We start from the raw sequence: 23,437 nt of genomic DNA, 5'->3' as shown, positions 1-23,437 counted from the left end.
AGGCGAAGTGTATGAGTTTTTTACAAATACGTAACGTTTCTCACTGCTTTTTCGCAAAAGAGAATGCCAAATTGATTCTCGAAGATATGAGCTTACAAGTGGAAGAAGGCGAATTCATTTCGATACTCGGCCCAAGTGGTTGCGGCAAAACGACACTCCTCTCCATTATTGCTGGACTACTTGATCCAATTGAAGGTATCGTCTTTTTAGATGGTGAGCCCATTACAACGAAAACTTCATCTATGGGGTATATGTTGCAGCAAGACTACTTGTTCCCTTGGAAGACAATTGAAGAAAATATTATGCTTGGACTTCATATCCGAAACATTTACGATGAACAGACGAAAGAACATACTTTACAGCTTTTAAAGCAAGTCGGTCTACATGATGTAGAGCAGCAATATCCTCGTGAACTATCCGGTGGTATGCGTCAACGTGCTGCCCTCGTTCGAACGTTAGCGACCAATCCAAAAATTTTATTGCTAGATGAACCTTTTTCGGCGCTCGATTATCAAACGAAATTGAAACTAGAAGATCTCGTTTTCAGCTTACTACACAAATATAAGAAAACTTCGCTACTCGTGACACATGATATTGAAGAAGCCATTGCGATGAGTGATCGTATTTATTTACTACAAGCGAATCCTGGAAAAATTGCAAAAACATTTATCGTCCCAGAAAGCATCCGTTCCTTATCACCGTTACAATCACGCCACCACCATGACTTCCCATCCCTCTTCCAAAATATATGGAAGGAGCTGGAGCGACTTGGATAATATAAAGCAACTACATGAACAGTTTCGGAAGAAAGAACGCAAGCGCGCATGGTTAGCACGGTCTTTACAGCTTTTACTGCTCATTCTTTTCTTTGCACTATGGGAAATAGCTAGCAAAAAAGAGTGGATTGACCCTTTACTCTTTAGCTCTCCTTCAAGCATTTGGGAGCTCTTCCTTAGTAAATGGATGGACGGTTCGCTTTTGGTTCATATATGGACGACATTACTTGAAACGGGAGTAGGCTTCATTCTTGGAACAGTGCTCGGAGCTATTATCGCTACTTTCCTTTGGTGGCTACCACTTCTCGCCCGCGTACTCGATCCATATCTCGTCGTCCTAAACGCCATGCCAAAAGTGGCACTTGGTCCGATTATCATTGTAATCTTCGGCCCAAATATTTCTTCGTCAATTGCAATGGGAGTAATCATTTCTATCATCATTACCATTCTCGTTATTTACAGCGCATTTCAAGAAGTCGATTCTAACTATATAAAAGTGATGGACACATTTGGCGCAAATAAATGGCAATGTTATAAACAAGTCGTTCTCCCTGCATCTTTCCCAGCCATTATTTCAACGTTAAAAGTGAACGTTGGATTATCGTGGGTCGGTGTTATATTCGGCGAACTTCTCGTCTCTAAACAAGGCCTTGGCTACTTAATTAGCTACGGATTCCAAGTATTTAATTTCACACTTGTCTTACTAAGCGTACTACTCACATGCGTCCTCGCAACACTTATGTATGTGTTTGTTGAGGCATTTGAAAAACTTCTAATTGGGAAACGAAAAAGAAGCTGACTTAGAGCGATAGACTATAGTCAGCTTCTTTCTTTTACTTTTTATCACACATCTTTGTTTCATTTTTAACATTTCCATCCGCAACCGTAACTGTATGGAAACAATCTTTCACACGTACTGTAACGACATTATCTTTTCGATCTATCACATGATAATCATTAAACTTTTTATCCAATGCACTACGAATTTGCTCCCCTTCAAAAATCGGAAAACCGTGAGACATTACCCAAATGAGACCAGCGACAGCAAGAATCGTTTTCATACGTTTCATTACCTCCTCTAGAGTAAACTTATAGCCCCTATAACACGCGCATTATAATTGTGTCTAAATTGTGACATTTTTATACTAATTCTATTTTATAGTGATAGTTCCTTCTTCTTTTTAATAAAAAGACAGAATTTTCAATTTTATAAACATAAAAAACGTAAAGAACTAAAATTCTTTACGTTTTCTTAACTAACATATATAACTCACATTAGTTTCCACTTTGTTGTTCTACCGTTTTCGAAATATCATATAATCCCGACAACACTTCCGCTCTCATTTTTACAAGCTCAGGGAATTGATAGAAAAAGGCAATTTTTTTATATTTTAACTCCGTTCCTTCTTTCACCTTTTTTGAGTCTTGTAAAATAAACGCTGTAAATGTATCTGCAATATCTTCCGCTACATTTGTCGTTCCATACTGTGAGACAAACTCATCATGCTTTTCTTTAAAAAATGCAATTTGCGTTTCTTCACTTTCTTCTACTTTCTTTTCTGTCCACTCCTGCTCAATAGACTTCCAGAAAGAATTATAAAATTGATGAATATAAGAGTTTTCCTTCGCACATCCCTCTTGTAAGAAAAGATTTCCACATTTATTTCGGTACGTTGAAATATCTTTATCCTCTTCAAAATCCTTTATATAGTTTTCATCTACTGGTATTTGCTTATGCCCGAGCGTCAACACGTGAGCCGTCTCATGAATTAATGTTTTCATCACTTCATCGATATTTACCGCAGAATCAAGCGTATCTAAGCTAAGAGTCCAGTCTTTCGGATTCTCTATACTAGGCATAACGTGAGCAACAACACCGTCATAACCATCCGTTATTAAATCAAATTCTGTTATATTCCCGCGATATTTAGCTGGAATGAGCGTGCGATACATATCCCACAAGTCTTCATGATACCCTCTATCTTGACGTTGTTGCAGTACTTCTTCTTTCGCTTCTTTATCTTCAGCAAATACTTTATTTAAACGTTTCCGTTCTATTTTTTCAAAATAAGGATCTACAATTTCATCACCATCAATATAATAAGAAGCTAAAAAGAAATAACTTTCATCATCATCTTCTTTTTTCTGCTCTGCCTCTTTCATATCCGCACTTTCATGCTCTTCTATATCATAATCTTCTACTGCTTCAAGCTCAGATAATCCATCTATTTTTTCATATACTTTTTGAAGTTTCTTATCTCCTATTTCCACGCATTCTTCTTCTGTTTTACAAATTTCTTTTTCTTTCACACTCTTCATAGAACTACCGCACCCTGCCATTAAACCCATTGCGACGATAACCCCTACTAACTTACCATACAGTCTCTTCATACATTCCTCCATCAATACATTCTACAAAAATATCATAATCATTTTTTAACGAATATGCGATAATAAATTATAAAAATTGTAAGGAGGTTTCCTATGATTCGGGCAGTCCTATTCGACTTAGATGGAACACTATTAGATCGTCGTCAATCTTTAGAACAATTTATTCATGATCAATATAATCGCTTTATCTCTCATTTAATGAACATAGAAAAATCCGAGTATTGTTCTCGATTTCTCGAACTAGATAATAATGGCTATACGTGGAAGGATAAAGTATATGCTACTCTCCTTTCCGAATACAACATTACTACTTTAACGCAAGAGCAACTGCTGCACGACTACATTACAAATTTTCAACATCATTGTATCCCTTTCCAAAACATGCATGAATTACTTCGACGTTTAACACAACAAAATATTAAAATTGGTATTATCACAAATGGCTTTACTGACTTTCAAATGAACAATCTTCGCGCACTAAACATACATACGTATACAAATACAATTCTCGTTTCAGAAGCGGAAGAAATAAAAAAACCACATCCTGAAATTTTCGAACGAGCTTTAAAAAAGCTAGATGTGAAGGCGGAAGAATGTCTTTACGTTGGGGATCATCCTGAAAATGATGTACTGGGTTCTGAACAAGTAGGGATTCTTGGTGTTTGGAAAAGAGATTCATTTTGGGGTGATTTTGAGCATTCGCGTGTGGTGGATGATTTGTTGGAGGTGCTTTCGTTTTTAGAGATAGAGACAAAAACAAGACAATAGTAAAAGGAGGCTTCGTTTCCCCGACGCCTCCTCTTCCCTTATGATTCATATACTGTAAACTGCGGTTTACTCGGATGATCTTTAACTAGCGCATCATCTGGAAACTTTGAAACTTTTTGATATAAGGCAATGTCACCCATGCAACCTGCTGTTAGTAGAATTCCTAAAAATGAGATTAATGGCATATTCGTAGCTAACCCAATTACAATTGGCAAAATTCCAGTCGGTAAAAACGGCAGCATTAACACCTTCTTCATTTGCTTTACTGTAATCGCCTGTTTAGAATGAGCATATGCAACACCCAATTTCCAATTGACACCCCATTTCAGCTCACTCCACGGAACGCCTCCGATATAACGAAATCCTATTAAATGTATCGCTTCATGAATACAAACAAGAACAATCATTCCAATAATTAAAAGAAACATAACAGGCAATGTAAAGTCAAATTGAACCCCGCCTGAAAGAAATGCATGCAAAAAACTAATTCCAAATGCCAAAACAAATATTATAAGAAATGCATAGACATTTAATTTAACCATCGAAATAGTAACAATCGTTTCTTTTCTTTTATCCATCTTCCCCCTCCTAAAATGTAAATATATCTTTACAAAAATTGTATAATATACCCAAAATAATGTAAAGATATATTTACATTTTTACACACAAAAAAAGAAACCGGCCACTTTACTTCGTAAAACAGCCGATTTCTTCTATATGTTTCATCGTACGCGCCAATACATCGTCGCGCATTATAAAGCTAAATTTTCTATCCGTTTTAATGTTGTCAGGAATGTCTGTTAATAAAACAGATCCTTTCGTTTCTTCGTAATGCGTATGTTCTTCTACCGCACTAATTGTTGCAAAATAAATGTTTTTAATGATTATTTTGTCTTTTCCAGATACTTTATATTGTCCTAAGTAAGTTAAATCAGAAACTATGCCACCGGTTTCTTCATGAACCTCTCGAACTGCCGCTTCTTCCGGTGTTTCCCCGAGTTCTACTTTACCACCTGGAAATTCAAGACCGCGACGTAAATGATGCGTTAATAACCATTGATCCCCGTACCGGCATACAACCCAAACATGCTTTGGCTCAGGAGAAAATGGATAACGTTCAAACGATAATTGTACAGTGTTGTGGTAATAATCTTTAAATTTGTACATGCCATTACTCCCCTATTGATGGTTACAAGTTTTTCCTACCACAAATTGTAGCATATTCTCGCTTTTCTGCATAATATTATCCAATTATAATCCATTGATTATTCCCATTTGTGCGACTAATTCTTTCGTCTCATGATTTCCTAAATCGTAAATCATTTTATATGCTTTTTGTAGTTGTTCATCATATCGGTCATTATTTGAATCGTGATGATACTCAACAAATGGAATGTGAGAACGTACAAATGAGCCTAAATCTTCTACATAGGCTTGATCAAAGTACTCTCTTAACTCCGTAATTTCCTCATCATTTGCGGAAATCTCAAAATTATACGTATCCGCTGTCTTCACTTGTGAAATTTGACCGTTTCCTATTGATATATAATATGTTTTTTTCGTCTCCATGTAACACCCTTCTTTCATCCTTTTAATTTCTATTGTTTTCATCAAATACAAAATTATGTAAAATATAGAAAAGGAGGGATTCCATGTTCAAAATATTAATTATCGGTATTATCATCGTCCTAGTCATATTAGTACTCTCCGTCATGACGATTAACAAAGGCTACGCTTATAAACATTCTGTCGATAAACTAGAAGATAATCCTTATACAAAAAATAATAAGGAGAATTCATAATATGTTTCGTATACTTCGCATCGGAATCGCGCTCACTGTAATTATTATGTCAGCAATCGGACTCTATACGGGGCAAAATACCTTTCTCCCCCTTTCACAATTTCTATTAGGAGCTTTAATGTTTCTCATTGCTATTGAACAAATAAAGAAAAAGGATTCCGGAACAGGAGTTATTTGTATTGTTGCTGGAGCTTTCATTTGGATTGTTTTCATCAGTAGCTATATAAAATAAAAGGAGGGACATGCATGCTAAAAGGACTGCGGATTACTTTATCACTTCTTGCCTTATCTATAGCAGCCTATAGTTTTATCAGCAACAACAGAGAACTTATGCCTTACATGTTCATTTTCTTAGGATTAATGGCTTTCACTATAGGACTAGGAGAAATAAAACAAGACAGAAAATCTAGTGGTATATTTGCTTTCATAGCTGGAGCTGGTGCTTTATTTCTTAGCTTCTCAGAACTATTCCGATAAATAATCTATTTAAGGGGGAATTACATACTAATTGGTTTACGGATTGTTTTAGGACTTTCCACGCTTCTCATACTCACTCTTTGCACTTATATCCAGATTACCGATCATTTCTCACTTCTCCCATACGTACAATTTATTCTCAGTTGTTTCTTTATTCTTGTCGGAATTAACAAATTTATATCCGGACGAAAATCCATGAGCATTCCGTTTTTTTCGTTTCTATTCTTATGCTCTTCGTTCTCATATCAAACTACCTTCGCTACGTATAGAATGAAATCTTGAGCAATTTCGCATTTACAAGCACGCAATAAAATAGGGATGATTTTTTGTCAACTTTTTTTGGTAAGTCGATATCCAGTGTCGAAACGTCGATATATTAAAAAAATCGTTGATATATTTCAAGTTACGGTCGATATATTCGAAAAATCGTTGATATCATTTCATTTATCATCGTACTACAAAAAAACTGCCCTTTCACAGGCAGTTTTTCTTTCTATCCAAATACTTTCTCAAGTTCATCTTTATCTTGGCTTAACCAGAAGTTCATTAAGCGTTTTGCTCCTTCTAAATCGTGAAGCTTCGCTTGACCACATTGCGTTTCATTTGCAGCTGGAATTTCTGTAATTTGAACCGCATCTTTTAATGTTAGTTCTAATAAATCGATGATTTCTCGAACTGTCGGTGTTCCACTTACTACAAGATAATATCCTGTTTGGCAGCCCATTGGTGAAATATCGATAATATCAAAATGCGGATAACGATCAATATATTTACGTAAATTAAATGCTAATAAATGTTCTAACGTATGAATAACATCTGGTTTCATCGCTTGTTTATTCGGTTGGCAAAAACGAATATCAAATTTATTTACAATACCGTCACTACCTACATTGTGAACTCCGCAATGTCTTACATAAGGTGCCTTTACAATCGTATGATCTAATTCAAAGCTTTCTACTGATGGCATACAACATCTCTCCCGCTTTTAATTTAATTCCATTATATCCAATATGATATAACGGAAATGCACATTAGTAAAGTATTATGTACAGTCGTGCTATAATACTTTAAGAATATGCTGAAAAGGAGACCGTTATGAAACAGATTTTTATTGGTATTATACGCTTTTATCAAAAGTTCATTTCTCCGATGACACCACCCACTTGTCGCTTTTATCCAACTTGCTCTCATTATGGATTAGAAGCGTTTCAAAAACATGGTGCACTCAAAGGTTTTTTGCTTACTTGTAAGCGTATATTAAAATGTCACCCTTTCCACCCAGGAGGATTTGATCCTGTCCCAGATAAAAAGGATGACAAAGTACATTCTTAATTGTCGTAACCATTCACAACTAAATCTAATTTTCCTGTATCAGGATCGATAACAAGACCGTGAACAGGTACTTCTTCCGGAAGTAATGGGTGGTTGCGAAGTACTGATACGCTATGTTCTACACTTTCTTCCACACTAGAGAAGCCGCGCAAAAATTGTTCTAAATCGATTCCAGAATAACGAAGCATATCTAATTTCTCTTCTGTTACACCGCGTTCTTTCATTTTCTCAATCGTACTGCTTGCTTGAATTTTTGCCATACCACAATCGTGGTGACCAACTACACATACTTCATCAGCGCCAAGTTCATATACAGCGACTAAAATACTACGCATAATACTTCCAAATGGATGTGAAATAACAGCGCCTGCTACTTTAATAATTTTCACATCGCCGTTACGCATATTCATCGCTTTCGGCAATAGTTCAACAAGTCTTGTATCCATACAAGAAATAATTACCATCTTTTTGTTTGGAAATTTCCCCGCTACAAACTCTTCATACTTTTTCTCTTCCACAAATTTCTCATTGTATTGCAAAATCTCTTCTAATGACTTCATAGTAAGGAACCCTCTTTTCTCTCATTTACACTACATAAATAGTGTACCAAAATATGAAAAACTCAAAAAGGATATCGCTTTATAGTAAAAATGAGATATTTTCAGATAATCGACATAATTCTTTCAAAATATACACACAGCTTTGTAACAAGTCTCACATACTTTAAACGCATTTTCACTATAAACTGATTGTAGATAATGTAAAAAAGGAGTGAATATTTATTATGTCCGACGTTCTGTTACTGAGTCGTTTTCAATTTGCAATTACTGTTTTTTATCATTTTTTATTTGTACCTTTGACAATCGGACTTGTTATTTTAGTAGCGTGTATGGAGACTCAATACGCCCGCACATTGAATCCAACATACCGCAAAATGGCAAATTTCTGGGGTAAATTATTTACAATTAACTTCGTAATGGGGATTATAACCGGGATTACGATGGAATTCCAATTTGGAACAAACTGGTCTGAGTACTCCAAATATATGGGAGATATTTTCGGATCACCTCTCGCAATCGAAGCACTCGTTGCCTTCTTCTTAGAATCTACTTTCATGGGAATATGGTTATTCGGTAAAGACAAAATTTCACCAAAGTTCCGTGCCTTCTGTATGTGGATGGTTGCACTTGGAACAAATATTTCCGCCCTTTGGATTATTACAGCAAACGGCTTTATGCAAAACCCTGTTGGCTACGTCGTACGTAACGGCCGCGCTGAATTAAATGATTTCTGGGCACTCGTTACGAATCCATACGCTTGGAATATGTTCTTCCATACTGTAGTTGGTTGTTATATTGTTGGTGCTTTCTTCGTCATGGCAATTAGTGCCTATCACTTATTACGTAAAAATGAAGTTGAATTCTTCAAAAAATCATTTAAGTTTGGCTTAATGTTAGGCTTATTTGCCGCAACAATTACACCGTTTATGGGACATCAATCTGGTGTATCCGCAGCTAAATATCAACCTGCTAAAGGTGCTGCAATGGAAGCTGTTTGGGAAACTGGAAAAGGACAAGGCTTCTCGATTGTTCAAATTCCTGATGTGAAAAACGAAAAGAACTTTGAATTCCTAACGATTCCAAAGTTAGGAAGCTTCTTCTATACAAATTCATTTGATGGGGAAATTGTTGGTTTAAAAGATATTCCGAAAGAAGATCGTCCAAATGTTAACCTCGTGTACTATAGCTTCCGCTTAATGGTTGCACTTGGTATGTTCTTTATGGCATTAACTTGGTACGGTTTCTACTTAAACCGAAAAGGAAAACTAGAAAACTCAAAACGTTACTTAAAAATTACAATATGGTCTGTTTTACTACCATATATCGCAATTAATGCTGGTTGGATTGTTGCCGAAGTAGGTCGTCAACCATGGACAGTATATAAACTCATGCGTACCGCAGAATCTGTATCACCTATATCTGTCCCGCAAATTTGGTTCTCATTAATTAGTTTAATCTTGTTCTACACTTTACTTTTAATCGCAGACGTATACTTAATGCTGAAGTTCGCCAAAAAAGGACCAGCAGCATTAGAGGAACCTGCTACTAAGGGAGGCGTGGCTCATGTCTCATGATATGCTTGCGATTATCTGGTTTGGTTTATGGGGCGTGATTTGGACAGTTTACTTTATTCTTGATGGATATGCACTTGGTAACGGAATGATTTTTCCTTTCGTTACGAAAGACCGACAAGAACGAAATCAATTACAAGAAGCAATTGGCCCGTTCTGGGGCGGTAATGAAGTGTGGTTAATTACAGCTGGTGGCGCAACATTTGCTGCCTTCCCAGTCACATATGCAAATATGTTTAGTTATTTATATACACCGTTATTCTTAGTATTACTTGCACTATTTGCTCGTGCTGCTGGACTTGAGTTCATGCATAAAGATGATTCACCAATTTGGCAAAAAACTTGTAAATGGGCATTTGCAATTGGTAGTTTCTTAATTGCTTTCCTATTCGGTGTTACATTTGCTAATCTTTATTACGGACTACAAATCGGAAAAAATGGCTATGAAGGAAATTTACTTAGCTTACTAAATCATTACGGTATTTTAGGAGGGCTGTTCTTCACTGCTATATTCGTCGTATCCGGTGCCCTTTGGGTTATGATTAAAACGACTGGTGAAGTATCCGACCGTGCTTATAAAATCGCAAGACCATTTTCAATGGCAGCTGCTATCATTTTAGCTATTTTCTATGTAGCAACTGCAAATCGTACAAATTTATTCCAAAACTTCACAGAATATCCGGTACTATTCATTCTTCCAGTACTTGCAATGTTAATGAGTGTACTTGCACTTATTATGGTGCACAAACATAAAATCGGCCTTGCATTCACATTCGTTTGCTTAACAATCGCAATGTTTATGACAACTGGCTTTGCGGGTATGTTCCCTAGAATGTTACCATCTCGTATTAATGACGCTTATAGTACAACGTTATACAACGCAGCTGGTAGTCAATTAAACTTAAAAATTATGTTCTTCGTTGCAATGGTTATGGTACCAATTGTTATTGGATATCAACTTTGGAGCTACAGTATCTTTAAAAATAAAATTCATAAAGACTCTGCTAAAGGGTATCACTAAAATGAAAAAAGACACTTCGGTTGAAGTGTCTTTTTTATACGTATGATTTTCGATAAGATGTTATATTTCTAATCTAACAACTATAATACAGAAGAATCATTAACAGCTCACAGCTAGATTGTAGCACAGGACAAGTTCATCATTTTATGCAATTTTACATATTTCTCTATAAAGTAAACTGTATTCCTTGATCATTCACATCGCTATCCCCTACATCTGATGTACTAATCCCGCTAAATGTTTGTACTTTAATCCCTGTATTCGATGATCCCGATCCATTATAAGCTTTCGTTTTTTCAATCGGCTGCACGTTATATTTATCTCCTAAATTAATCGTTCCATTGCAGTTTTCAATAATAACGCCTTCCACAACTGACGGCATTTTGTCACCTACTTTCATTTCCTTACCTTCATTTTATGAAAAGTGCCTAAAAAAATAGCATGTCTCCATAAGAAAAAGCACTCAAATTGAGTGCTTTTTCTTATTTACCTTTTTTCTTTTTCTCACAAGCAATTCCATCGCCATCACGGTCTAAATGCTTACCGTAATATGGACTATCTCTTGTAATGTCATAATATCCCGCATCGTTTGCCTCTTTACAGTTAGCAAACCGTTTTGGATCTGGCTTTACTTCTGGTTTCGGTTCTGGTTTCGGCTGTGGTTGTTTTGCTCCTGGTCTTTCTTCAAATGGTAACGTTGCATTATATAAGAACTGAACATATTGCTCACGACTTACATGCATTTTAGGTGCGAATGTACCGTCACCAGTTCCAGCTGTAATATAATTTGATTTAATTGCAGTAATTGCAGGATTCGCCCATCCATTTCTATCTACATCCGGGAAATTATGATCCCCTCTAATTTGCAATTGAAATCCTCTTGTCAAAATTTGTGCCATTTCTTCACGAGTTAACGCATCTTTCGGTCTGAATTTCCCTGTGTTATCTCCAACGAATACGCCCATCTCTGTTAAAGCAAGAATCTCTTTTTTAAACATAGTTGAACGATCCGTAACATCTTTATATGGATTGTTATACTGTTCTTTTACTGTCGGTTTTAAATGGCGGAACATAAGAGCTGCAACTTGCTCACGCGTTACATTATCACCAAATCCAAAAATCCCATTTCCGTATCCAGCAACAACGTTTTTATTTGCTAAATCCATAATTGCTTTATAAGACCAATGATTGTTTGGAACATCTTTAAAACCTGCGCTTGCCCCCGCTGTTCCAATTGAAGTAAATGCTGTAGTTGCAACAAGTGCACCTGTTAAAATTAATTTTTTAAATCTCATACTTAAGTCTCCTTCTCTTTCCATAATAACCATTTAACAATATAACAATTTATTCAAATGTATTTTGTCATATTCTGTCGAACACAAAAAAGAATCCTGCAGGATTCTTTTTTGTTAAGCATGAATGGCAATTTTGGAGACAGTTGACTTCTTCAAAAATTTATTAGGGGTAATATTTTGAAAAAGAAAGCCTTTCATATGTAGGTTAACACCGCTGGAATATATAGTAAATTGATAATGTTTATACGGAAGATTGCTAATGTTTAGTATAGATAGTTTCCACTATGCAAACAGTAAAAACATTCTATACTAAATAAAAAAAGGGCCTTCAAAGAAGACGCCTTTCATAAACAGACACTATAAAACAGAATTATTTATTGTTATACGATTGTTAGATACAAAAAGTAGAGGGAAATGTTTGTATTACATTCTGTTTTATAAAGTATGTCTACCACCTATATTTTAATCCTCTTCACTTGAAAATAAATCTAATATGCATAATTACATACAAAAAAGAAAAGACACTCCATTGAGTGCCTCTTCAACCACTTTACTTTTAATATATCGCTTTGAATATATTGTAACATATGTATCCATATATTTTATTGAGAAAATTCTAAATCATTTTTTCTTTCATTTTCAATTATAAAATCATGTAATATAAAAGGTATGTCAAATTCTTATACAAGTCGAGGTGTACTATATTTATGCTGTATTTCGGAATTATCCCTCTTATACTGTTTATTATTTTTCTTATCTCCTATTTAAAAGATCCACGAAAAATAATAAACGGCTTTTTATTTAATACCTTTATCTGTTTTTTCCTTCTTTTTTGTGTGATTATATCTGTAAATTCAAGTAGTGATGTCTTACGCTATATTATCATTTTACCTATTTTAGCACTTATTATTATGATTCCTTTTGGCGTTATTGCCTTAATGTTTGGGTTATTTCTGAATGCTAGAATTTTAATGAAGCGCGAAGGACGACGTTTCACTAACTGTTTAACACTCCTTGCTGCTTTAGGAATATTATTCTTTATGTTACTTCCTATTATAAATCCAGCAAGTTTAGTCTCATCACATTTCCAGCCTATTTTTGCAGGTATTTCTCTTATAAGCGTATATTTCTTTATACACTTATCTAACTTCTTAAGCGCGTACTTTTTATACCAATTCAACAGACCAAGACGTAATCAAGATTTCATTATCGTTCTTGGTAGCGGATTAATTAATGATAAAGTACCACCTTTACTTGCCAGTCGTATTCATAAAGCAATCGACTTTTACTGGAAACAAGCCGCTGTAAATACGCCACCAACAATTATTTTCTCTGGTGGACAAGGTCCAGATGAAGGTCTTCCAGAAGCAGAAGCGATGCAAAAGTACGCTGTTGAAAAAGGAATTCCGCTTGAACATACAGTGCAAGAAAATCGCTCTGTAAACACATATCAAAATATGTTATTCTCTAAAGAAATTATGGATTCTTTAAAACCTGAAGGTAAGTATAATAGTATCTTTACAACGAACAACTTCCATCTATTCCGCGCTGGTATATATGCAAGACAAGCAGGTCTTAATAGCCAAGGAATCGGATCAAAAACTGCATTTTATTACTGGCCTAATGCGATGATTCGCGAATATGTCGCGATTGTCGTAATGGGACGTAAACGTCATATGAAAGTTTGCGGAGCTGTTTTAGGATTCTTTTTATTCCTATCCGTACTTAGTTTTATCATTTCTTAATAGCATCCCATCCTTTGAAAGGATGGGATTTCTTATACTCATTTCAAAAATATTTTAAAGTTAATATGGTCATAATATTCCCTGCATACATCCATTAAAGGAGAAATTTTTCAAATAAAATGTTAAAATAAAATTTAAGTGTGAATGATGTGACAAATAAGAAACTAGTTTGAAACGAGGAAATTACATGGAGAAAATTATGAAAAACAAGCCCAATAAGCTTAAAATCGCTTCAAAAGCTTTGATGATTATTATTGGGGCATTTATCACAGCGTACGGATTAGAAGCGGTATTAATTCCAAATAACGTATCAGACGGTGGTGTAACTGGTTTAAGTATCGTTAGTTCAAGATTATTTGGATTGCCATTAGGAGCTCTAATTGCAATTATTAACATTCCTTTCGTTTGGTTAGGATATAAGCAAATCGGTAAAAGCTTCGCTATTTATTCCATTATCGGGATTGCTTCATTAGCAATAGGTACCGTTGTCATGCACGGAATACCAGCTATTATTGAAGGCGATACATTATTAGTTACAGTTGTTGGTGGTATTATCATCGGTTTTGGTATGGGACTAGCATTACGTAACGGCGGGGCATTAGATGGAATCGATATGCTAGCTGTATTGCTTTCTCGTAAGTTACCATTTGGAACGAGTGACCTTATTTTATTCTTAAACATGTTCGTATTCATTTTCGTATCAACCGTATTCGGCCTTCAAGGAGCTATCCTTTCGGCAATTGCTTACTTTATTGCTTCGAAAGTGATTCATATCGTTGAAGTTGGTTTAAGTGGTTCGAAAGCATTTAAAATCATTACGAAAGAGCCTGAATTGATGGTAGAAACAATTCGTGATCGTTTAGGCCGAAGTGCAACATATAACGAAGTATACGGCGGTTATTCTAGAGAGAAATTCAAAGAAATTTCTTGTGTAATTAACCGTTTAGAAGAAAGTAAAATGAAAGAACTTATTAATGAAATCGATCCACACGCCTTTATTACAGTTTATGACGTAGCAGAAGTAAAAGGCGGTAACTTTAAGAAACGTGATATTCATTAATCATTATGAAAGAAGAGGGTGTGCCAATATGTTGGCACACCCTCTTCTTTTATTGTTGTCAATTTTTGTCGGTAAGTCGATATATTCTAATAATCGCTGATATATTTGGAGTTGCGGTCGATATATTCCAATAATCGCTGATATATTTGGAGTTGTGGTCGATATATTTTTACTCCCCCCATCTTCCCCCGCTCTTAATCCATGCCACGTATTTTTGAAAGGCTGGCACTTCATGTTGGAAACGAAGCGGAACATACAGAAAAAGGGCACATGTACATAGTATCCATAAAATACCTACTACAAAGTGAAATTTCATCGTTGTACTAATGAACAAACTTAAGAATAATACGAGGAACATAATTACACTAAATCTTTTATACATAGTCATACTATCCCCTCCTTATAACTTAATTGTACCAGTTATAAGGAATTAATTCCCAGGATGAAAAAAGACCGAAAAGCAAATTCCACTTTTCAGTCTCTACACTATCTTCTCTTCGTAATCTTTCCTGAACCTCCGACCCTCGTTTTCGGGGGAGATGTATTCCTTGGCGGCGTTTTAATAGATGATTTTGGCTTCACATCTGATCCGCTTGAACCACCTGGATTTTTCGTTATTTTCCCTTTGCTTCCAGTAGAAGGCGGAGGCGTGTTGCTTCCTTTTTTCGTAATACTTCCTGTATCTCCTACAGAAGATTTCGAATCTACATTATCGCCACGCTTAATGATAGACCCTTTCCCTTCCTTCGTAATTGGAGGCGGGGTTTTCTTTTCTTCTTTCGTAGGCGGTCTCTCTGGAATAACTGGTTTATGATTTTGTCTGTCATTATATCCGCGATAATCACCGTACGATGATTTTCGTGAACCGAATATATCATTTAATATACTACCCATAATATATCCTTGCAGGAAGGACGGTTGGTAATTTTGACGGACAAACTCTTTATTACTTATTTCAATTAACGTATCAGATGGCTTCTCTTTATCCTTTTGCAGATTATAAATCTTATCAGAATAAACGAGGAACATTTGATTTTCGTCTTCTTTAGATGCTTGCTTCGGTTCTCTTTCATTCATGAGTTCCTTCGCGACTTCAGGAACTGACCGATTGGCGGCCCTATACACGTAAGATTCTTGTTTACCTTCCTTTGCGACAGATTCAAGCGGATAACGGTCTTGAATCGACTTTGTCTGCCCGCCCTGACAACCTGATAAGGCATATCCAGCAACAACAAGTAATGTAACGATAGCAAGTATAGGGATCACGAACGATTTAATCATGGTAAACAATCGGTTTGACATGATTACGCCCCCTTACGTTGCTCTTATAATTTGTACATCAGCAGGAATAATTGCTTCTCCCTCATACATCATTGTGCGACCATTTTGCCATTCAATACGCAATAATTTTCGATTATCTGATTGGAACTCCCATACATACTGTTCTTCTGAAGCTGAGAATGGTGTTTTTCCCATCACAACAACCCGTCCGTTATATTGCTCTTCCATATGGTACTCTGTATCATCCATTTCAATTGTCGTTGGAATTTCATCAATTGAATCTAAACGACCATCAATTGGTGTATACAATTTGTAATACGTATTTTCACGGTCTTCAATTTTTAAATAACGAATATCTTTCCCGTCTTGCAGTGTTAAAACAATTTCTTTACGAGAATGCATACTCGTTTTCCCAATTAATTCATACATGACTAATGAAACTTCAACCATATCGCCAGGAGCTAACGTTAACAAACTTTTCTCTGGTTTCGGTGGTTCTGGGCTTTTCATTATATTTTTAATTCGTTTAAATAAACTCATGATCTACCCCTCCTTCTCTCTTTATAAACACGCACCTAAAATAAGTGCACCAACAATATGTAATGATCCGGCCAACATCGCATGAGCAACACTGCCTTCTTTCGTACCTTCTTCTAAATCTAAACCAGCCATTTTCTTTAACACAAATTCGATAAACATTTCTACCACTAATAAAATAACGAAAGAAACTGCTGATGCAAGTAGCGCTTGCCATAAGTCATTTGCTTTCGTTATCGATTGAGATAAAATGTACCCTTGCGCAAATAATTTCATAACGAAACGAGTTGTTACTGCTGTATTCCCATTTTTTATTTCTTTTAAATCATTGTATTTAGTAAAAATTGAATCAACCCACATAATTGCAAATAAAAGTATTGCACTCGCTCCAGTCCATACAAGCATCGCTAATACATTTGTCCATGTCATTGCAAAACCTCCTCTAAATATAAAGTGAAACTTTAATCAGTGGGGAGGTGTTCATTCCCCGCTGATTATTAGTTGAACCAATCGGGCATTTACGGGCAGTAGATCTCCCCCCACCTCTCTGCTTTCACAAAAAGTAAAGGTGGGAGTCTTACTGCCCGTTAATGCGGGGTAATAGAAAACCGACATGAATTTGTTTAGACATGTCGGTTCATTTGTCTCTATTCTATATTATTTCTCATACTGCTTCATAATACGAGCTAATTCATCGTCAACAGCAGAATTTTTGTTTAAGCTTGCGAATTCATCATCTAATGATTTTTCTTTTTTATACACTTCACCGCTCGCTTCTGCTTCAGCCTCTAATTGAAGAGCTTTCTCTTCCATACGGCTTAAACCAGCTTTTGCTGAGTTTGAATCAAATCCAGACATCGCCTGATTAATATTCTTTTGTGCTTTCGCCGCATTTACACGTGCTACAAGTGTTTCACGTTTATTTTTCAGCTCAGTTAATTGCTTACGCATTTCTTCTAGCTTCAGGCGCAGATTATCAGCAGCAACTTTGTTTTGCTCATAGCTTGCTTTATACTCATTCATCTTTTGCTCTGCATTTTGTTTTTCTTCTAATGCACGGCGCGCAAGATCTAAGTTGTTAGCTTGAACAGCCATATGAGCTTGCTCTTCACGTTTTTTCACAAGCGCTTCTTGCTCTTCAAATAAGATTTTGAATTTCTTCTCAAGTGCAATTTGAGCTGCTACACTTTTCTCAGCTTCTTGTACATCCGCTTGCATATCGCGTAAATATTGATCAGTCATCTTAACTGGGTCTTCCGCTTTTTCAATTAATGAATATACATTCGACATTGTTAAATCTCTTAATCGTTTAAATACAGACATCTAAATTCCTCCTATGATATACCTCATATTTCAAATTCACTACTTGGAAAACTGAAAAATCTCCCTTAACAGTAAAGAATATTCATTTTTACAGCCTACGTGTTTATTATAACAAAACTAATATGTCCTTACATGTTATTTCCAAAATACATCCATTATAATATGACATTCCATATAAAATATTGTATTCCTAATATATTCTCATTAATCCTTGTGAGAATTAACTTATTTTTATGCACTTTCACTAAATTACATTATTGTAATGTTACTGTAAGCTAACTCGATAGTTACGTTGCAATATTTCTTATACACTAATACCAGAAGCAACGAACAAGCTTCTCATCATTTCAGAACTAATACAAAAATGTATTGACTATAAAACATATAAAAGGAGAAATTCATCATGAAAAAATTAGTAGGAATCGGATTAGCAGCAGCAATTTCATTCGGAGCATTATCAGGTTGTTCTTTATTAGGAGATAAAGCAAACGGTTTTGTACTGTACGGATCAGAAGAACAAATTCAACAAATTACAGATAAGAACAAAAAAGAAGTGAAAGAAAAAGACTTCTATAAAATGAAAATGACAACATTAGAAGGTAAAAAAGTTCTTGTCATGGATAAGAAAACTGGTGAAGAACTGGTGAAGAAAGAATTACTTAACAAAGTGGATGCAAAAGACGACACGAAACCACTTGATAAATTACCAGCTGTAACAGCAGAGCAAGGTGTATTATTTGCTAAAGAAAAAGTAGAAAATGCTACACTTGATGGAGCAAAATTAAAATATGAAGGCAACACAATTATCGGAAGTGGCCGTGCATATGCCGACATGTTCGCAATTGTTGATGATGCAACTTACGGAAATGTAAAAGGTGAAGAAAAATCTGTAGGTGTATTAAAATTCGATAAAGATCCAAGTAAAGAGTTCCCTGGAAAGAATGGTGTAGAATCATCACAACTTGTAAAAATTAAAAAGTAAAACAAAAAAGCTTCACGAAATGAAGTGCACCCCAATTGTTAGACACATAATTAACAATTGGAGGTGCATTTTTCCCTAAGGATTGGAATAGAGTCCAGGTAGTTGATTCTATTAAAGAAGCATATACCAATCGTGTTCAAATCGCTCTAAATAAATACGTAGGGCAAACTTCTTCTGGATTTAAGGTTGAGATGATTATTGAAAATGGAGAAATTACCACTGCTTATCCAAAATATACGAGAAGATAGTGAGGTTGTATTAATGAATTATTCACATGAATTTTGGCGTGACCCATTTGGTGGACTAAGAATTCGTTTACCAAAAGAAATTGCTATTGTATCTGACTTTATAGAAAACCTAGATGAAGATGAAGCGGATGAATATATAGAAGTTTTAGACCATGTCGTAGAGGGAAAGTACCCTAGTTATGAACTAGAATACAATGCTGCTGCTGTATTTATTGAACCTAAATATACAAGCGCGATTAATTATTACATTAGCCCACCAAATAATCAATGTAAATTAGAAACTTCAGAATTTAGGAGATTACTTTTGCTTTGGAGAAATAAAATGATGACAGAAGGCCGAGATATTGAAGTAGATTAAAAAGAATGTCTGTAATGAAGTGCACTCCAATTGTTAGACACATAATTAAATGGCTAAATTTTCTTCAAAGGATAAAATACAAGCAGTAAATGGAACAATTTAAGCAAGAACTAGAAACTTATATTTATTACTACAATCACAAAAGAATTAAAGCAAAACTAAAAGGATTGCCCCCTGTGCAATACAGAGTTCAATCCTTAGTAGCTAGCTGCTTAATATATTTGTCTAACTTTTTGGGTTCAATTCAAATTCGAAAGGCTTTTTTCTATTTATGAGCAATTTGCTCCATATCCGGACTACAAGTATTCGACTGACATGACTTATTTAAAGAACATGCCGCGCATTTTCCTTTTTTACTTCTCTTTACAAAATTAACTAACGTGTATGCTGCATAACCAAAAATGATAGCTCCAATTATAATATTGACCATCATCACAATACATCTCCTTCTAGAATCCGAGTAGGGATCCAACTTGGTATATAATGAGCGTTAATACATAAGCAACTACGAGTGGATACACGACTGAGAAAATCGTCCATTTCGCTGATCCTGTTTCACGTTTAATAACAGCTACCGTCGCTAAACACGGAACATATAATAAAATAAAGAACATAAATGCATAAGCTGATAATGCTGTATAATGTGCTCCCATTACATTTCCAAGCACATCTTCTTTCACTGCATAAATAATGGCCATTGTAGAAACGACAACTTCCTTCGCTAAAAATCCTGTTAAAAGGGAAGCTGCAGCTTGCCACGTTCCAAAACCAAGCGGTGCAAATAGTGGTGCGATAAATCCACCAATCATTGCTAAGTAACTGTCTCCCATATCAACACCAAATCCTGATGGACCTGCATAATTTAATAGCCAAATGACAACAGAACCACCAAAGATAAATGTACCTGCTTTACGAACAAATCCTTTCCCTTTCTCCCACGTACTTAGCCATAACGTTTTCGCTTGCGGCACGCGGTAAGGTGGTAGTTCAATAACGAAAATAGATTTTTCCGCTTTTAAAATGGTAAGAGACATAATTTTTGTAACTAATAACGCAAGGACAATCCCTGCAACATATAGGGAGAACACAACAGTTGCCTGACTATGAGGGAAGAATACTCCCGCAAATAACGCATATACAGGTAAACGTGCCGAACAAGACATAAATGGTGTTACAAGAACTGTAAGTAAACGTTCTTTTTCTTGTTCAATCGTTCTCGCTGCCATAATACCTGGAACATTACATCCAAAACCGATAATCATCGGAATAAACGCTTTTCCGTTTAAACCGAAGAACTCCATAATTCTATCCATAACAACTGCAATTCGCGCCATATATCCTGAGTCTTCTAATAATGAAATGAAAAAGAATAGTGCAAAGATTTGTGGAACGAATACTAATACGGCACCAACACCAGCAATAATACCTTCTGTAACGAGTGCTTGAATAAAATCAGAAGCCCCAACACTTGTAAGCCCAGCTGTCACCCAATCCGTAAGCTGTCCAGCAAAAAACTCATCTAACATCTCCGATAAAGGTGTTCCAATCCACGTAAACGTAACCTGAAAAATAAAAAACATAACTGCTAAAAAGATTGGAAGTCCTAAAATTTTATGTGTAATTAATCTATCAATTTTTTCTGAAAAAGGAATTTTTCCTTCTTTCTCATGCTTCATAACATTTGTTTTTAACTTTTCAATATACGCTTCACGAGTTTTGTAAATATGTTCCTCCAACGTACAATCAAGTTTTTCTTCTAAGCGAGATCGAATGGCTATGAGTTCCTTATAGATCGGTAATGCTTTCATTTCTTTTTCTACTACTTCGTTATTACTTAAAAATTGAAGGGCTAACCATCTTGGATGCTCATAATTTGCTGTCTCTAAAAGAGCAATTACTTCTCCAATTCCTTCATCCATTCGTACACCATATGAAATAATGAATGGCTTTTTCTCGTTTTTGTCATTTTCTTTAAGAGTCGCAAGTAATTCTTCACAGCCTTTTCCACTTCTTGCAACGACAGGAACGACTGTTACACCTAATAGTTCTGATAATCGTTTTACATCAATGACAATTCCTCTTTGCTTCGCCACATCAATCATATTTAAACCAATTGAAACGGGCTTACCAAATTCAAGTAATTGCAACGTTAAATGCATATTTCGTTCAAACTGCGAAGAATCTACAATATTTAACATATGCTGAAATTCTTCTGTTAATAGAAAGTTTGTTACAACACCTTCATCACGCGAAACTGGATTTAAATCATACACACCTGGTAAATCAATTAATGTTCCTTGCTTATCTTTTAATTTACCAACCTTCTTTTCTACTGTTACACCGCTCCAGTTTCCTACGTATTCATAAGAACCAGTAAGCGCATTAAATAATGATGTTTTCCCTGTATTCGGATTCCCTAGCAAAGCTACCTTATTCACGCTAATTCCACCTTTATCATTTTCGCGTCACAATGACGAATACTAATTAACTGTCCACGACACTCCAATGTACAAGGACCTTTGAACATCGCTTTCTGCTTCATACGAAGTTCGCTTCCTTCAGAAAGACCAAAAGCAGCCAGTCTTCTCTTTAATAATTGATCTAAAGACTGAACGCTTTTTACTAACACTTTCTCACCAATTTTAATATCTACTAAGCTCATAACCTTCCCCCTCAGAAGAGAATGATAATTATTTTCAAAAAAATTATAGCACACTCTATTTCTCTTGTACTATACCCTTTTGCTTCATATTTATTAACATTTCGCTACAATTCTATTTCAATTATTGTCATACTGTATTCGTTTGCCATTCTCATCCATTTCGCTTACAATAAACAATAGCAAATAAAGAATCTCGTTATCACTGGGGGAGCCATGCCGCTGAGAGGGAACACTTCGTTCCGACCCTTCGAACCTGTTAGTTAATGCTAACGCAGGGATTGTGCAAACGTCCGAAATACATACCTCTTTTGTATTTACGTATTTCGTATCCTCCTATGATATCTATTCTTTTTTGTACAACTTGGATTTAGGGGGAGACAACATGCGTAACACCAATTTACAAGCGATGATCGAATCTGCTATTCTTGCAGCCTTCGCCATGATCATCGATATTTTACCATTATCAATTAAACTTCCAACAGGCGGTTCCATTTCATTTGCTATGATTCCTATTTTTATTATTGCTTACCGCTGGGGCTTTAAATCAGCTTTCTTAGGTGGTTTAGTTTGGGGACTATTACAAATTGTTGTGGGAGATGCTTACATTTTAACACCTGTTCAAGCATTCATTGAGTACTTCATTGCCTTTGCTTTTATCGGATTTGCTGGCTTATTCTATCGTCCAATTCAAAAAGCACTTTTAACTTCTAATGAAAATAACTTAGAACAATCAAGTTTAGGTAGCCGTAAAGACAAACCTTCATCAAAACAAAACGAAGGAAAGAAAGTCCTTGCTTATATTATCCTTGCTACATTTATCGGTAGCTTTGCCCGCTACTTCTGTCACTTTATTGCCGGTATCATTTTCTGGGGACAATATGCACCGAAAGGTCAATCAGCTGTGCTATATTCATTAATCGTAAATGGTAGTACAATGATTGGTTCCTATATTCTATGTACCGTTTTACTTATATTTTTATTCCTTACTTCACCACGCTTATTCAAGAGCATCAATGCTTATCAAATAAATGCAAACAAAAAGGGCGCTTAATGAGCGCTCTTTTTTCATATCGTAATATCAATTAAAAATACAATAAATGCGCAAAGAAAAATAAATACTACCATACCTAGTAAATTGCTATTCACGGCTAATCTACTCCTTACATAACCTCATTTTCTAACCAGATTATATCTCTTAAAAATAAAGATTAGGTAAAGATAATATGAAAATAAATTAAAAAAGCGTAG

At 35.5% G+C, this 23,437-nt stretch carries 32 protein-coding genes, 1 pseudogene and 1 riboswitch; of the genes and pseudogenes, 16 read left to right on the top strand and 17 right to left on the bottom strand.

The genetic code is table 11. The features are described 5' to 3' along the window. The first annotated feature begins 11 nt into the window (after positions 1-11). Positions 12-776 carry an ABC transporter ATP-binding protein gene (locus tag MR070_RS21385; protein ID WP_242261967.1) on the top strand — a complete coding sequence of 255 codons (765 nt, stop codon included), beginning with the start codon at positions 12-14 and terminating at the stop codon, positions 774-776. Then, positions 769-1,575, top strand: coding sequence for an ABC transporter permease (locus tag MR070_RS21380; protein WP_242261966.1), 807 nt, complete (start codon positions 769-771; stop codon positions 1,573-1,575). The genes MR070_RS21385 and MR070_RS21380 overlap by 8 nt, the downstream gene beginning before the upstream one ends. A 34-nt stretch (positions 1,576-1,609) precedes the next feature. Here the strand turns inward: MR070_RS21380 and MR070_RS21375 are convergent, their stop codons facing one another. Together MR070_RS21375 and MR070_RS21370 are read right to left on the bottom strand one after the other, a co-directional pair. Continuing rightward, the gene (locus tag MR070_RS21375; protein ID WP_000849109.1) at positions 1,610-1,837 is read right to left on the bottom strand and encodes a hypothetical protein; all 228 of its coding nucleotides are present in this window, start codon (positions 1,835-1,837) and stop codon (positions 1,610-1,612) included. Positions 1,838-2,051: 214 nt separating this feature from the next. Then, positions 2,052-3,167 carry a recombinase family protein gene (locus tag MR070_RS21370; protein WP_242261965.1) on the bottom strand — a complete coding sequence of 372 codons (1,116 nt, stop codon included), beginning with the start codon at positions 3,165-3,167 and terminating at the stop codon, positions 2,052-2,054. 93 nt (positions 3,168-3,260) lie between these two features. Between MR070_RS21370 and MR070_RS21365 the strand changes: the two genes are divergently transcribed. Then, positions 3,261-3,935 carry an HAD family hydrolase gene (locus MR070_RS21365; RefSeq protein ID WP_242261964.1) on the top strand — a complete coding sequence of 225 codons (675 nt, stop codon included), beginning with the start codon at positions 3,261-3,263 and terminating at the stop codon, positions 3,933-3,935. Positions 3,936-3,973: 38 nt separating this feature from the next. On the opposite strand, the gene MR070_RS21360 is transcribed toward MR070_RS21365, so the two are convergent. The 3 genes from MR070_RS21360 to MR070_RS21350 all read right to left on the bottom strand — a co-directional run bounded on the left by MR070_RS21360 (position 3,974) and on the right by MR070_RS21350 (position 5,504). Beyond that, complete coding sequence (locus MR070_RS21360) at positions 3,974-4,513, bottom strand: DUF3267 domain-containing protein (RefSeq protein WP_000361272.1); 540 nt, start codon at positions 4,511-4,513, stop codon at positions 3,974-3,976. Between the two features lie 109 nt (positions 4,514-4,622). Next, on the bottom strand, positions 4,623-5,102 hold the full coding sequence (gene mutTA / locus MR070_RS21355; RefSeq protein ID WP_000276386.1) for an antimutator 8-oxo-(dGTP/GTP)ase: 480 nt from the start codon (positions 5,100-5,102) through the stop codon (positions 4,623-4,625). Positions 5,103-5,186: 84 nt separating this feature from the next. Beyond that, positions 5,187-5,504, bottom strand: coding sequence for a hydrolase (locus tag MR070_RS21350; protein WP_242261963.1), 318 nt, complete (start codon positions 5,502-5,504; stop codon positions 5,187-5,189). A gap of 83 nt (positions 5,505-5,587) precedes the next feature. Here MR070_RS21350 and ytzI point away from each other — a divergent pair, with 83 nt between their 5' ends. The 3 genes from ytzI to MR070_RS21335 are packed head-to-tail and all read left to right on the top strand — an operon-like array spanning position 5,588 to position 6,214. Then, the gene (ytzI, locus tag MR070_RS21345; RefSeq protein ID WP_000472798.1) at positions 5,588-5,737 is read left to right on the top strand and encodes a YtzI protein; all 150 of its coding nucleotides are present in this window, start codon (positions 5,588-5,590) and stop codon (positions 5,735-5,737) included. A 1-nt stretch (position 5,738) separates the two neighbouring features. Continuing rightward, complete coding sequence (locus tag MR070_RS21340; protein ID WP_000488457.1) at positions 5,739-5,969, top strand: DUF3953 domain-containing protein; 231 nt, start codon at positions 5,739-5,741, stop codon at positions 5,967-5,969. A gap of 14 nt (positions 5,970-5,983) precedes the next feature. After that, the gene (locus tag MR070_RS21335) at positions 5,984-6,214 is read left to right on the top strand and encodes a YczI family protein (RefSeq protein ID WP_242261962.1); all 231 of its coding nucleotides are present in this window, start codon (positions 5,984-5,986) and stop codon (positions 6,212-6,214) included. A 493-nt stretch (positions 6,215-6,707) separates the two neighbouring features. On the opposite strand, the gene luxS is transcribed toward MR070_RS21335, so the two are convergent. Further along, positions 6,708-7,181, bottom strand: a complete 474-nt coding sequence (gene luxS, locus MR070_RS21330) for an S-ribosylhomocysteine lyase LuxS (RefSeq protein ID WP_001141369.1) — start codon at positions 7,179-7,181, stop codon at positions 6,708-6,710. Positions 7,182-7,309: 128 nt separating this feature from the next. Here luxS and yidD point away from each other — a divergent pair, with 128 nt between their 5' ends. After that, positions 7,310-7,546 carry a membrane protein insertion efficiency factor YidD gene (yidD, locus tag MR070_RS21325; protein WP_242261961.1) on the top strand — a complete coding sequence of 79 codons (237 nt, stop codon included), beginning with the start codon at positions 7,310-7,312 and terminating at the stop codon, positions 7,544-7,546. Here yidD and MR070_RS21320 read toward each other — a convergent pair. Beyond that, entirely contained in the window at positions 7,543-8,106 is a 564-nt protein-coding gene (locus MR070_RS21320; protein WP_000838163.1) for a beta-class carbonic anhydrase, read from the bottom strand. The two genes, yidD and MR070_RS21320, sit on opposite strands and share 4 nt — an antisense overlap. Positions 8,107-8,330: 224 nt before the next feature. Here MR070_RS21320 and cydA point away from each other — a divergent pair, with 224 nt between their 5' ends. Beyond that, on the top strand, positions 8,331-9,680 hold the full coding sequence (gene cydA, locus MR070_RS21315) for a cytochrome ubiquinol oxidase subunit I (RefSeq protein ID WP_098920909.1): 1,350 nt from the start codon (positions 8,331-8,333) through the stop codon (positions 9,678-9,680). Then, the gene (cydB, locus tag MR070_RS21310; RefSeq protein ID WP_044793599.1) at positions 9,670-10,698 is read left to right on the top strand and encodes a cytochrome d ubiquinol oxidase subunit II; all 1,029 of its coding nucleotides are present in this window, start codon (positions 9,670-9,672) and stop codon (positions 10,696-10,698) included. Before cydA ends, cydB begins: the two co-directional genes overlap by 11 nt. Before the next feature lie 166 nt (positions 10,699-10,864). On the opposite strand, the gene MR070_RS21305 is transcribed toward cydB, so the two are convergent. Next, positions 10,865-11,098: a spore germination protein gene (locus MR070_RS21305; RefSeq protein WP_001998505.1), complete on the bottom strand. Its 234-nt coding sequence runs from the start codon at positions 11,096-11,098 to the stop codon at positions 10,865-10,867. 82 nt (positions 11,099-11,180) lie between these two features. Next, entirely contained in the window at positions 11,181-11,993 is an 813-nt protein-coding gene (locus tag MR070_RS21300; protein ID WP_044793601.1) for an S-layer homology domain-containing protein, read from the bottom strand. Positions 11,994-12,700: 707 nt separating this feature from the next. On the opposite strand from MR070_RS21300, the gene MR070_RS21295 reads away from it, so the two are divergent. Continuing rightward, positions 12,701-13,738 (top strand): YdcF family protein, encoded by a 1,038-nt coding sequence (locus MR070_RS21295; protein WP_242261960.1) that lies wholly within the window; start codon positions 12,701-12,703, stop codon positions 13,736-13,738. Positions 13,739-13,925: 187 nt separating this feature from the next. Continuing rightward, entirely contained in the window at positions 13,926-14,798 is an 873-nt protein-coding gene (locus MR070_RS21290) for a YitT family protein (RefSeq protein WP_000411467.1), read from the top strand. Positions 14,799-14,967: 169 nt separating this feature from the next. Here MR070_RS21290 and MR070_RS21285 read toward each other — a convergent pair whose 3' ends face one another. The 5 genes from MR070_RS21285 to MR070_RS21265 form a co-directional block, all read right to left on the bottom strand. Beyond that, positions 14,968-15,186, bottom strand: coding sequence for a hypothetical protein (locus MR070_RS21285; protein ID WP_242261959.1), 219 nt, complete (start codon positions 15,184-15,186; stop codon positions 14,968-14,970). Between the two features lie 98 nt (positions 15,187-15,284). Continuing rightward, positions 15,285-16,100 (bottom strand): DUF4247 domain-containing protein, encoded by an 816-nt coding sequence (locus MR070_RS21280; protein WP_242261958.1) that lies wholly within the window; start codon positions 16,098-16,100, stop codon positions 15,285-15,287. 12 nt (positions 16,101-16,112) lie between these two features. After that, positions 16,113-16,619, bottom strand: coding sequence for a DUF4178 domain-containing protein (locus MR070_RS21275; protein ID WP_000051759.1), 507 nt, complete (start codon positions 16,617-16,619; stop codon positions 16,113-16,115). 21 nt (positions 16,620-16,640) lie between these two features. Next, positions 16,641-17,045, bottom strand: coding sequence for a DUF350 domain-containing protein (locus MR070_RS21270; RefSeq protein ID WP_000220319.1), 405 nt, complete (start codon positions 17,043-17,045; stop codon positions 16,641-16,643). A gap of 228 nt (positions 17,046-17,273) precedes the next feature. Continuing rightward, positions 17,274-17,939: a PspA/IM30 family protein gene (locus tag MR070_RS21265; protein ID WP_000110282.1), complete on the bottom strand. Its 666-nt coding sequence runs from the start codon at positions 17,937-17,939 to the stop codon at positions 17,274-17,276. Positions 17,940-18,342: 403 nt separating this feature from the next. On the opposite strand from MR070_RS21265, the gene MR070_RS21260 reads away from it, so the two are divergent. From MR070_RS21260 to MR070_RS21245, 4 genes and pseudogenes are all read left to right on the top strand, one after another. Next, complete coding sequence (locus MR070_RS21260) at positions 18,343-18,921, top strand: lipoprotein BA_5634 family protein (RefSeq protein WP_000737463.1); 579 nt, start codon at positions 18,343-18,345, stop codon at positions 18,919-18,921. 56 nt (positions 18,922-18,977) lie between these two features. Further along, positions 18,978-19,169 carry an EndoU domain-containing protein gene (locus tag MR070_RS27155; protein WP_313933832.1) on the top strand — a complete coding sequence of 64 codons (192 nt, stop codon included), beginning with the start codon at positions 18,978-18,980 and terminating at the stop codon, positions 19,167-19,169. After that, a complete protein-coding gene (locus MR070_RS21250; protein WP_242261957.1) occupies positions 19,126-19,527 on the top strand; it encodes a hypothetical protein in 402 nt (133 codons plus the stop codon). The genes MR070_RS27155 and MR070_RS21250 overlap by 44 nt, the downstream gene beginning before the upstream one ends. 89 nt (positions 19,528-19,616) lie before the next feature. Then, positions 19,617-19,736 (top strand): annotated as a pseudogene (locus MR070_RS21245) (IS3 family transposase); the annotation flags it as partial. A 56-nt stretch (positions 19,737-19,792) separates the two neighbouring features. Here the strand turns inward: MR070_RS21245 and MR070_RS21240 are convergent. The 3 genes from MR070_RS21240 to MR070_RS21230 are packed head-to-tail and all read right to left on the bottom strand — an operon-like array spanning position 19,793 to position 22,189. Next, positions 19,793-19,960: a FeoB-associated Cys-rich membrane protein gene (locus MR070_RS21240; protein ID WP_000989595.1), complete on the bottom strand. Its 168-nt coding sequence runs from the start codon at positions 19,958-19,960 to the stop codon at positions 19,793-19,795. A 16-nt stretch (positions 19,961-19,976) separates the two neighbouring features. Further along, positions 19,977-21,965, bottom strand: coding sequence for a ferrous iron transport protein B (feoB, locus tag MR070_RS21235; protein WP_242261956.1), 1,989 nt, complete (start codon positions 21,963-21,965; stop codon positions 19,977-19,979). After that, a complete protein-coding gene (locus tag MR070_RS21230; protein ID WP_000060519.1) occupies positions 21,962-22,189 on the bottom strand; it encodes a FeoA family protein in 228 nt (75 codons plus the stop codon). The genes feoB and MR070_RS21230 overlap by 4 nt, the downstream gene beginning before the upstream one ends. A gap of 194 nt (positions 22,190-22,383) precedes the next feature. Then, a riboswitch (TPP riboswitch) is annotated at positions 22,384-22,485 on the top strand. 86 nt (positions 22,486-22,571) lie between these two features. On the opposite strand from MR070_RS21230, the gene thiT reads away from it, so the two are divergent. Continuing rightward, a complete protein-coding gene (thiT, locus tag MR070_RS21225) occupies positions 22,572-23,240 on the top strand; it encodes an energy-coupled thiamine transporter ThiT (protein ID WP_044793606.1) in 669 nt (222 codons plus the stop codon). Positions 23,241-23,437 lie beyond the last annotated feature (197 nt).

The organism is Bacillus cereus group sp. BfR-BA-01453 (assembly GCF_022662915.1).
Lineage (GTDB): Bacteria > Bacillota > Bacilli > Bacillales > Bacillaceae_G > Bacillus_A > Bacillus_A paranthracis.
Note: the sequence above shows the minus strand (reverse complement) of the source record. Positions and strands in the feature narration are given on the sequence as shown.

Bases quoted from the DNA above. Each gene is read 5' to 3' on its own strand.
- mutTA (WP_000276386.1), bottom strand. From the start codon at position 5,102: ATGTACAAATTTAAAGATTATTACCACAACACTGTACAATTATCGTTT.
- MR070_RS21385 (WP_242261967.1), top strand. From the start codon at position 12: ATGAGTTTTTTACAAATACGTAACGTTTCTCACTGCTTTTTCGCAAAA.
- MR070_RS21290 (WP_000411467.1), top strand. From the start codon at position 13,926: ATGGAGAAAATTATGAAAAACAAGCCCAATAAGCTTAAAATCGCTTCA.
- MR070_RS21340 (WP_000488457.1), top strand. From the start codon at position 5,739: ATGTTTCGTATACTTCGCATCGGAATCGCGCTCACTGTAATTATTATG.
- yidD (WP_242261961.1), top strand. From the start codon at position 7,310: ATGAAACAGATTTTTATTGGTATTATACGCTTTTATCAAAAGTTCATT.
- luxS (WP_001141369.1), bottom strand. From the start codon at position 7,181: ATGCCATCAGTAGAAAGCTTTGAATTAGATCATACGATTGTAAAGGCA.
- cydA (WP_098920909.1), top strand. From the start codon at position 8,331: ATGTCCGACGTTCTGTTACTGAGTCGTTTTCAATTTGCAATTACTGTT.
- MR070_RS21300 (WP_044793601.1), bottom strand. From the start codon at position 11,993: ATGAGATTTAAAAAATTAATTTTAACAGGTGCACTTGTTGCAACTACA.
- cydB (WP_044793599.1), top strand. From the start codon at position 9,670: ATGTCTCATGATATGCTTGCGATTATCTGGTTTGGTTTATGGGGCGTG.
- MR070_RS21335 (WP_242261962.1), top strand. From the start codon at position 5,984: ATGCTAAAAGGACTGCGGATTACTTTATCACTTCTTGCCTTATCTATA.
- MR070_RS21365 (WP_242261964.1), top strand. From the start codon at position 3,261: ATGATTCGGGCAGTCCTATTCGACTTAGATGGAACACTATTAGATCGT.
- MR070_RS21280 (WP_242261958.1), bottom strand. From the start codon at position 16,100: ATGTCAAACCGATTGTTTACCATGATTAAATCGTTCGTGATCCCTATA.
- MR070_RS21240 (WP_000989595.1), bottom strand. From the start codon at position 19,960: ATGATGGTCAATATTATAATTGGAGCTATCATTTTTGGTTATGCAGCA.
- MR070_RS21375 (WP_000849109.1), bottom strand. From the start codon at position 1,837: ATGAAAACGATTCTTGCTGTCGCTGGTCTCATTTGGGTAATGTCTCAC.
- MR070_RS21230 (WP_000060519.1), bottom strand. From the start codon at position 22,189: ATGAGCTTAGTAGATATTAAAATTGGTGAGAAAGTGTTAGTAAAAAGC.
- ytzI (WP_000472798.1), top strand. From the start codon at position 5,588: ATGTTCAAAATATTAATTATCGGTATTATCATCGTCCTAGTCATATTA.
- MR070_RS21285 (WP_242261959.1), bottom strand. From the start codon at position 15,186: ATGACTATGTATAAAAGATTTAGTGTAATTATGTTCCTCGTATTATTC.
- MR070_RS21350 (WP_242261963.1), bottom strand. From the start codon at position 5,504: ATGGAGACGAAAAAAACATATTATATATCAATAGGAAACGGTCAAATT.
- MR070_RS21270 (WP_000220319.1), bottom strand. From the start codon at position 17,045: ATGACATGGACAAATGTATTAGCGATGCTTGTATGGACTGGAGCGAGT.
- MR070_RS21370 (WP_242261965.1), bottom strand. From the start codon at position 3,167: ATGAAGAGACTGTATGGTAAGTTAGTAGGGGTTATCGTCGCAATGGGT.
- thiT (WP_044793606.1), top strand. From the start codon at position 22,572: ATGCGTAACACCAATTTACAAGCGATGATCGAATCTGCTATTCTTGCA.
- MR070_RS21295 (WP_242261960.1), top strand. From the start codon at position 12,701: ATGCTGTATTTCGGAATTATCCCTCTTATACTGTTTATTATTTTTCTT.
- MR070_RS21260 (WP_000737463.1), top strand. From the start codon at position 18,343: ATGAAAAAATTAGTAGGAATCGGATTAGCAGCAGCAATTTCATTCGGA.
- MR070_RS21265 (WP_000110282.1), bottom strand. From the start codon at position 17,939: ATGTCTGTATTTAAACGATTAAGAGATTTAACAATGTCGAATGTATAT.
- MR070_RS21320 (WP_000838163.1), bottom strand. From the start codon at position 8,106: ATGAAGTCATTAGAAGAGATTTTGCAATACAATGAGAAATTTGTGGAA.
- MR070_RS21250 (WP_242261957.1), top strand. From the start codon at position 19,126: ATGGAGAAATTACCACTGCTTATCCAAAATATACGAGAAGATAGTGAG.
- MR070_RS21305 (WP_001998505.1), bottom strand. From the start codon at position 11,098: ATGAAAGTAGGTGACAAAATGCCGTCAGTTGTGGAAGGCGTTATTATT.
- MR070_RS21360 (WP_000361272.1), bottom strand. From the start codon at position 4,513: ATGGATAAAAGAAAAGAAACGATTGTTACTATTTCGATGGTTAAATTA.
- MR070_RS21275 (WP_000051759.1), bottom strand. From the start codon at position 16,619: ATGAGTTTATTTAAACGAATTAAAAATATAATGAAAAGCCCAGAACCA.